This is a genomic window from Mycobacterium sp., assembly GCF_040398885.1.
Classification (GTDB): Bacteria; Actinomycetota; Actinomycetes; order Mycobacteriales; family Mycobacteriaceae; genus Mycobacterium.
Genome location: NZ_JBBATF010000160.1, coordinates 1 through 6946, shown reverse-complemented (window position 1 = coordinate 6946; position 6946 = coordinate 1). Strand labels below are relative to the sequence as shown.

Annotated in this window: 7 protein-coding genes; 3 read left to right on the top strand and 4 right to left on the bottom strand. The window is 67.6% G+C overall.

The genetic code is table 11. The features are described from left to right. Positions 1–70: 70 nt before the first annotated feature. The 3 genes from ADBZ5U_RS13400 to sp36 form a co-directional block, all read right to left on the bottom strand. Entirely contained in the window at positions 71–844 is a 774-nt protein-coding gene (locus ADBZ5U_RS13400) for an MBL fold metallo-hydrolase (protein ID WP_526810959.1), read from the bottom strand. A 67-nt stretch (positions 845–911) separates the two neighbouring features. Beyond that, positions 912–1367, bottom strand: coding sequence for a RidA family protein (locus ADBZ5U_RS13395; RefSeq protein WP_526810958.1), 456 nt, complete (start codon positions 1365–1367; stop codon positions 912–914). Beyond that, positions 1364–1540 carry a Sp36 family protein gene (sp36, locus tag ADBZ5U_RS13390; protein WP_526810956.1) on the bottom strand — a complete coding sequence of 59 codons (177 nt, stop codon included), beginning with the start codon at positions 1538–1540 and terminating at the stop codon, positions 1364–1366. The genes ADBZ5U_RS13395 and sp36 overlap by 4 nt, the downstream gene beginning before the upstream one ends. Before the next feature lie 69 nt (positions 1541–1609). On the opposite strand from sp36, the gene bagA reads away from it, so the two are divergent. Further along, on the top strand, positions 1610–2632 hold the full coding sequence (gene bagA, locus ADBZ5U_RS13385) for an ATPase BagA (protein ID WP_526810963.1): 1023 nt from the start codon (positions 1610–1612) through the stop codon (positions 2630–2632). An 18-nt stretch (positions 2633–2650) separates the two neighbouring features. Continuing rightward, positions 2651–3781: an ATPase BagB gene (bagB, locus tag ADBZ5U_RS13380; RefSeq protein WP_526810954.1), complete on the top strand. Its 1131-nt coding sequence runs from the start codon at positions 2651–2653 to the stop codon at positions 3779–3781. Positions 3782–3809: 28 nt separating this feature from the next. Here the strand turns inward: bagB and ADBZ5U_RS13375 are convergent, their stop codons facing one another. After that, entirely contained in the window at positions 3810–4166 is a 357-nt protein-coding gene (locus ADBZ5U_RS13375) for a WhiB family transcriptional regulator (protein ID WP_526810961.1), read from the bottom strand. Positions 4167–4487: 321 nt separating this feature from the next. Here ADBZ5U_RS13375 and ADBZ5U_RS13370 point away from each other — a divergent pair. Continuing rightward, positions 4488–6946, top strand: a 2459-nt coding sequence (locus tag ADBZ5U_RS13370; RefSeq protein WP_526810952.1) for a penicillin-binding protein, incomplete at its 3' end; no start/stop codon positions are given.

Below are 6946 nucleotides of genomic sequence, written 5' to 3'. Positions count from 1 at the left end.
CGAGAAACAGAACCAGCGCGAGGTAAGACTCGCGCCAGCGAGGCGCAACCGAGCGCGGGCGGGCCTTGCACTAGCTTCGGCGTAGATAGTCCAGCTGCGCGCGGACCGAGGATTCCGCTGCATCCCATAGCTTTTCGTCGACGTCGGCGTAGACATGCCCGACCACCTGCCGGGCGGTGGCGTCCTCGCCGAGGGCACCCAGTGCCCGGCGCACCTGATCCAGTCGCTCCCGGCGGTGAGCCAGGTACATCTCGGCGACCGCGGCCAGGTCATCGAGTTCCGGGCCGTGGCCCGGCAGCACCCGCCGTGAACCCAGATCGCGCAACCGGCGCAGTGACTCCAGATAATCGGCCAGACTGCCGTCGTCGGAATCTATGACCGCGGTGCCCCGGCCCAGCACCGTGTCCGCGGTGAGCACCGCGTCGCCGACGACGAAACACACCGAGTCGGCGGTATGTCCCGGAGTCGCCAGCACCTCGATCCGCAGGCCGGCCGCTTCGATCACCTCACCGTCCCGCAGGTGACCGCCCAGCCCGCGCAGGAATCCGCTGCCCACCGCACGCACCGTGGCGCCGGTCGCCTCGACCAGTTTGTCGATTCCGTCGGTGTGATCGCCGTGCCGATGGCTGATGAGCACCACCGCGATCCGGCCGAGGCCGGCCAGTCGCGCGATGTGCGCGTCGTTATCGGGCCCGGGGTCCACCACTACCAGTTCGGCACTGCCCGGGGCGCTCAGCACCCAGGTGTTGGTGCCCTCCAGCGTGAGCGGGCCGGGGTTATCGCACAGCAGCACCGAGGCCGATTCGGTGACCTGCCGCAGCACGCCGTAGGCCGGATGGGTCACCGCCCGCTCACGCCACCTAGACGGCTGATGCGGTGGCTCACGCCACCTCGACGGCTGATGCGGTGGCTCACGCCACCTCGACGACGAGTTCTACCTCCACCGGGACGTCCAGCGGCAGTTCAGCCACCCCGACCGCGGACCGGGCATGGGATCCGGCCTCACCGAACACCTCACCGAGGAGTTCGGAGGCGCCGTTGACCACGCCGGGCAGGCCGGTGAAACCGGGCGCGGCGGCGACGAACCCGACGACCTTGACCACACGGACGACCGAATCGATTCCGACCAGCGCATGGATCGCCGCCAGTGCGTTGAGTGCACAGGTGCGGGCGGCCGCCTTGCCGTCTTCCGGGTCCACCGCCGCGCCGACCTTGCCGAAGTGGGTCGGTCGCCCGCCTTCGAGGGGAAGCTGACCGGAGGTGTAGACCAGGTTGCCGGTGCGCACGGCCGGGACGTAGGCCGCCAGTGGGGCAGCGACCTCCGGCAGGGCGATGCCGAGTTCGGCGAGCCGGTCGGAAGGGCTCACGTCGGCCTTTTCAGGTAGGCGACGTGCTGTTCGCCGGTCGGGCCATGCAGTACCGAGACCAGTTCCCAGCCGTCGGCGCCCCATTGATCGAGGATCTGCTTGGTCGCGTGGGTCAGCAACGGCACCGTCGCGTACTCCCATGTGGTCGGCTGGCTCGTGCTTGGTTGGCTCACCGCCGAAGCCTAACCTCTCGCCGATTCGGCGGGCGGGGCCATACCGCCGGAGCACTTGGATAGCATTCACTGGTGGCGACCAACCCGAGCGATGGCAGCGAAGTCGGCTGGCCTGACCGCCTGACCCAGGCCCGATTGCATTTCGTGACGGGCAAGGGGGGGACCGGGAAGACCACCGTGGCGGCGGCGCTCGCGCTCGCCCTGGCGGCCGGCGGTCGCAGGGTGCTGCTGGTGGAAGTCGAAGGGCGCCAAGGCATTGCGCAGCTGTTCGACGTTCCCCCACTGCCCTACCAGGAGATCAAGGTCGCGACAGCCGATGCCGGCGGTCATGTGAACGCGCTGGCGATCGATCTCGAGGCCGCCTTCCTGGAATACCTGGACATGTTCTACAACCTCGGCCTGGCCGGCCGGGCGATGCGACGGGTGGGAGCCATCGAGTTCGCGACGACCATCGCCCCGGGCCTGCGAGACGTGCTGCTGACCGGAAAGATCAAAGAGGTCGCGGTGCGGTTGGACGCCAACCGGCGGCCGATGTACGACGCCATCGTGGTCGACTCCCCGCCGACCGGCCGAATCGCCCGCTTCCTCGACGTCACCAAGGCGCTGGCCAACATCGCCAAGGGCGGTCCGGTGCACGGGCAGTCCGAGGGAGTGGTCCGGTACTTGCACTCCGAGCAGACGGCGATCCATCTGGTGACCCTGCTGGAGGCACTGCCGGTGCAGGAGACCATCGAGGCGATCGAGGAACTCGAGCAACTCGAACTGCCGATCGGCAGCGTCATCGTCAACCGCAACATCCCGGCCTACCTGCCGGCCGACGCGCTGGGCCCGGCCGCAGACGGTGACATCGACGCCGAGGCGGTTCGGGCCGGGCTGGCGCGGGCCGGGATCTCCATGCCCGAAGCCGACTTCGCCGGGTTGCTCACCGAGAGCATCCAGCACGCCAGCCGGATACGGGCCCGGTCGGAGAGCGCTTCGGAGTTGGAGAAACTCCACGTCCCGAGGTTGCAGTTGCCGACCATCGGCGACGGCGTGGACCTGGGCAGTCTCTACGAACTCGCGGAAATCCTGGCGCAACAAGGCGTCAGGTGACGACAAGAGGGTGAAGCCATGAGCGGGACACCTCAGACCTTGGACATGAAGTCCGTCCTGTCCGACAGGTCCAACCGCGTGGTGGTGTGCTGCGGCGCCGGCGGCGTGGGCAAGACGACCACCGCGGCGGCGATGGCACTGCGCGCCGCGGAATACGGGCGCAACGTGGTGGTGCTGACCATCGACCCCGCCAAACGGCTGGCGCAGGCCCTGGGCATCGAGGAACTCGGGAACGAGCCACAGCGGGTGCCACTGGGCGCCGACGTCGCCGGGGAACTGCACGCGATGATGCTCGACATGCGCCGCACGTTCGACGAGATGGTGTTGGAGTACTCCGACCCCGGTCGCGCCCAGGCGATTCTGGACAACCCGTTCTACCAAACGGTCGCCACATCCCTGGCCGGCACCCAGGAGTACATGGCCATGGAGAAACTGAGCCAACTGCTGGCCCAGGATCGCTGGGACCTGATCGTGGTCGACACCCCGCCCTCGCGCAATGCGCTGGACTTCCTCGACGCCCCCAAGCGGCTGGGCAGTTTCATGGACAGCCGGCTGTGGAAGCTCTTCCTCGGTCCGGGCAGCGGTTTCAGCAAGCTGGTAACCGGGGCGATGAGTCTGGCCATCAAGGCGCTGTCGACCATCGTCGGTTCGCAGATGCTCTCCGACGCCGCGAATTTCGTGCAGTCGCTGGACAAGACCTTCGGCGGCTTCCGGGAGCGGGCGGACCGCACCTACGAGATGCTCAAGCGGCACGGTACCCAGTTCGTCGTGGTCTCCGCGGCCGAACCCGACGCACTGCGGGAGGCCACGTTCTTCGTCGACCGACTCTCCCAGGAGGGCATGCCGCTGGCAGGCCTCATCCTGAACCGGACACACCCGGTGCTGTGCGACTTGACGGTGGAACGTGCCATCGACGGCGCGGTCGACCTGGGCACCGAGCCGGAAACCGCCGGCGACGCGCTGACGGCGGCCGTTCTGCAGATTCACGCCGACCGCGGCCAGACCGCCAAGCGGGAGGTTCGACTGCTGTCCCGGTTCACCGGCGCCAATCCGCACGTGCGGGTGGTCGGGGTGCCGTCCTTGCCGTTCGATGTGTCCGACATGAACGCGCTTCAGGCCATCGCCGATCAGATCACGGGCGAGACCTAGCAGAGGGCTTCAGACGCGTCGGAGGAGTTCAGGAGCCCGTCAGCAAGCTGCGGTGGTGGCGGGCGGCGAAGAACTCCGCCCAGGAGGAGACCTCGGGGTGTTGCTTGAGCAGGGCCCGTCGCTGGCGCTCGGTCATCCCGCCCCATACGCCGAACTCGACGCGGTTGTCCAGCGCATCGGCACCGCACTCGGTGATCACCGGGCAGTGCCGACAGATGATCGCAGCCTTACGCTGGGCGGCCCCCCGCACGAACAACTGGTCGGGATCGGCGGATCTACACAACGCTTGGGAAACCCACGCACTACGCGCCTCGCTGGTCGCTTGAAGTGAGCCGTGGATAGATGCGGTGCTGGTCCTACGGGCAGCGGGCCGAGTCCCCGACACGGGCGATCCCTTCGTCAAGCCGCCGTTCACGGCGGCGATATCCCTCCGATGTAGCCGCGGTGCGATCTACGCCACATTGCGAAACGAGTGTTACCTGCGTCGCACTGTGTGCTTAAAGTAGGTGGTCAAGTTGCGTTTGCGCAACCATGCGATCACAAGTTTTTGGCACGATTGTCCAGACTCGACCGTGAACTGCGGTTTTGTGACTCGCGCGTCAGAATTCGTGGTTGTTCTTCGCGCCCCGATCCCCTCCCCGGGCGCCCCGGGGGGCGCCGCCTCAGTCGTCGCAGAGACCCTGGAGTGCCTCAGTACGCTGTACCCATGTCGGAACGCGGACCGGCCGGTTCCACGCTGATCAAACTGGCTTGGGCATGCCTGTTGGCCGGCGTGCTGGTATCAGGCCTGCTGTTTCCCGTGGTGGGAGGCATCGGGCTGATGTCCAACCGCGCCTCCGACATCGTGGCCAACGGATCCGCCCAGCTGCTCGAAGGCGACGTCCCGGCGGTGACCACCATGGTCGACGCCAAGGGAAACACCATCGCGTGGCTGTACGCCCAGCGGCGCTTCGAGGTGCCGAGCGACAAGATCGCCGACACCATGAAGCTGGCCATCGTCGCCATCGAGGACAAGCGGTTCGCCGAGCACAACGGCGTGGACTGGAAGGGCACGCTGACCGGACTGGCCGGTTACGCCTCCGGTGATCAGGGCACCCGCGGCGGGTCCACCATCGAGCAGCAGTACGTCAAGAACTACCAACTGCTGGTGGCGGCGAGGAATGACGCCGAGAGGCGCTCGGCGATCGCGCCCACGCCGGCCCGCAAGCTTCGCGAGATCCGGATGGCGCTGAGCCTGGACAAGACCCTCACCAAACCCGAGATCCTCACCCGGTACCTGAATCTGGTGTCGTTCGGCAACGGCGCATTCGGCATCCAGGACGCCGCCCAGACCTACTTCGGAATCGACGCCTCCGGCCTCGGCTGGTCTCAGTCGGCGCTGCTCGCCGGACTGGTGCAGTCGACCACCTCCCTGAACCCGTACACCAATCGCGACGGCGCGCTGGTACGGCGAAACCTGGTGTTGGACACCATGATTGCCCAGTTGCCAGACAAGCGGGAGGAACTGCGGGCGGCCAAGCAGCAGCCACTGGGCATTCTGCCGCGGCCCAACGAGTTGCCGCGCGGGTGCATCGCCGCCGGCGACCGGGCCTTCTTCTGCGACTACGTTCAGGAGTACCTGATCCGGGCCGGCCTGAGCAAGGAGCAGATCTCCCGGGGCGGCTACCTGATCAAGACCACGCTGGATCCCGACGTCCAGGCCGACGTCAAGAAGTCGGTGGACTCACTGGCCGCGCCGGATCTGGAGGGTATCGCCAGCGTGATGAACGTGGTGCTGCCGGGCAAGACCAGCCATCCCGTCATCGCCATGGCGAGCAACCGCACCTACGGCCTGGACATGGCCGCCGGGCAAACCGTTCAGCCGCAACCGTTCTCGCTGGTCGGCGACGGCGCGGGGTCCATCTTCAAGATCTTCACCGCCGCCGCCGCCCTCGACCTCGGACTGGGTATCGACGCGAAGTTGGAGGTGCCCGGCCGCTTCGAGGCCAGGGGCCTCGGCGAGGGCGGCGCCAGGGGCTGCCCCAGGGAGACCTGGTGCGTGGAGAACTACAAGGACCCGCGCTACCTCACCATGAGCGTCACCGAGGCGCTGGCCAAGTCGCCCAACACCGCGTTCGCCAAACTCATCTCCCAGGTGGGAGTCGCCCGCACCGTCGACATGGCCGTCCGGCTGGGCCTGCGTTCCTACACCGAACCGGGGACGGCCCGGGGCTACGACCCGGATAACAACGAGAGCCTGGCCGACTTCATCAAGCGACAGAACATCGGCTCCTTCACCCTGGGCCCGTTCGAGGTCAACCCGCTGGAATTGGCCAATGTCGCTGCCACTTTGGCCTCCGGCGGCACCTGGTGTCCACCCAACCCCATCGAGAGGATCTACGACCGCCGCGGGAACGAAATCACGGTCAACGCCGAAGCCTGCGAGCAGGCCGTGCCGGACGGCCTGGCGAACACGCTCTCGAACGCCCTGGGCCAGGACACCACCATCGGCACCGGCGCACCGGCCGCCGGCGCGTCCGGCTGGACGCTGCCGATGTCGGCCAAGACCGGCACCACCGAGGCGCACCGTTCAGCGGGATTCCTCGGCTACACCAACCGCTACGCCGCGGTGAACTACATCTACGACGACTCCACCGAACCCGGTGATCTGTGCTCGTTCCCCCTGCGACCGTGCTACGACGGTGACCTCTTCGGCGGCAAGGAACCGGCGGAGACGTGGTTCACCGCGATGACGCCCATCGCGGACAGGTTCGGCGAGGTGGGCTTGCCGCCGACGGACCCGCGTTACGTCGACGGGGCGCCCAACTCCCGAGTGCCGAATGTCGTCGGACTGAGCCAGGAGAGCGCCCGGGAACGGTTGCGAGCCAATGGTTTCCAGATTGCCGACAGGGTCTCGATGATCAGCAGCGGCGCCTCTGCCGGTACCGTGGTCGGCACCTCGCCCGGCGGGCAGACCGTACCCGGGATCATCATCACGCTGCTGGTGAGCAACGGCGTCGCGCCCGCGCCGCCGCCCGCGCCGAAGCCCTCGCCCCCGCAGGCCGGTGCGCCGCCGCCCGCCCCGCCGGCGCCGGGTTCGCCGCCCCAGGTGGGTTCCCAGGTGTTGGCCATGATTGCCTTTGACAAAGATGTCGAAGCCATTGCAGAAGCTGCGCAAATCACAGA